1 protein-coding gene is annotated in these 1415 nt (G+C 61.8%); it reads left to right on the top strand.

Annotated elements, in window-relative coordinates:
- Positions 1-1415, top strand: a 1415-nt coding sequence (locus QMG52_RS21670; RefSeq protein ID WP_283562469.1) for a BCCT family transporter, incomplete at both ends; no start/stop codon positions are given.

Below are 1415 nucleotides of genomic sequence, written 5' to 3'. Positions count from 1 at the left end.
CTGTTCGCCGCCGGTGTGGGAATCGACATGCTGTTCTACTCCGTGACCGGACCCATCACCCAGTACATGACGCCGCCGGAGGGCCAAGGCCAGACGGCGGCGGCAGCTCAGGACGCCGTGGTGTGGACCATGTTCCACTACGGGATCGCCGGCTGGGCCATGTATGCGCTCCTCGGCATGGCCATGGGGTACTTCGCCTACCGGTGGGGCACGCCGCTGTCGATCCGAGCAGTCTTGTATCCGTTGCTGGGCAAGCGCGTCCGTGGGGGCTTGGGCGACGCGGTCGACATTGTCACCCTCGTGGGTACTGTTTTCGGTGTGGCCACGGCCATGGGAATCGGCGTGGTACTGCTGGACATCGGCTTCTCCTTAATTTTTGGTCTGCAGTCAGGCCTGGCCCTGCAGATCGCGCTGGTGATTGTCGCCGTCATTCTGACCATCGCCTCATGCACCTCCGGCGTTGACAAAGGAATCCGCTGGGTTGCGGAGCTGAACATCTGGGCCGCCGCAGCCTTGCTGCTGTACATCCTGGTGACCGGTCAGACCGCGTTCTTGCTCAACGCCCTGGTAGAGAACATCGGACGCTTTGCCGTCACCCTGCCCGGCCGTACGCTGCAGACGTTCGCGTACGAAGCAGGCGGTTCGGAATGGATGGCCGGCTGGACTTTGTTCTTCTGGGCCTTCTGGCTTGCTTGGGGCCCGTTCGTGGGCCTGTTCCTGGCACGCATCTCACGCGGCCGGACGCTGCGCGAATTTGTCATCGCTGCAATCACCGCCCCCGTGCTGTGCGACTTCCTGGTCGTGAGCATCTTCGGCAACAGCGCCATGCACGAGGTACTGAACGGCAACACGAAGTTCGCCCAACTGGCCATCGACAGCCCGGAACGGGGCTGGTACGCCCTGCTTGAGATGTTTCCCGGAGCCGCTTTCCTGATCGGGTTGGGCACGTTGTCCGGCATGCTGTTCTACCTCACCAGCGCCAACTCCGGCGCCATGATGATGTCCAATTTCTCCTCCCGCATCACTAACGCATCCCAGGACGGGGCTAAATGGCTGCGTATCTTCTGGGCCATACTCACCGCGCTGCTCACCATCGCGATGCTTGTAGCAGGCGGCGTAACCACCATGGAACACGCCACACTGATCTTCGCCCTGCCGGTGACGATCATCGCCTGGTTGGTCATGGCCTCCTTCACAAAAGCACTACGGGTGGAGCGGGCACAACGTGAAGGCCAGGCACTGCGTCAACAGTCGAAGGCTGTGCACGGCAGCCACGGGCCCGACCGCACCTGGCGCCAGAGACTGACAGGGATACGGTCCTATCCTTCCAAAAATGAGCTAGCCCAGTTCATGGAACACACGGCCCAGCCAGCCCTAGCCGAGCTGGTCAACGAGTTTATTGAACAAGGTCACCA

Origin of the sequence: Paenarthrobacter sp. PH39-S1 (genome assembly GCF_030063245.1) — a bacterium.
Taxonomy (GTDB): Bacteria; Actinomycetota; Actinomycetes; order Actinomycetales; family Micrococcaceae; genus Arthrobacter_M.
Note: the sequence above shows the minus strand (reverse complement) of the source record. Positions and strands in the feature narration are given on the sequence as shown.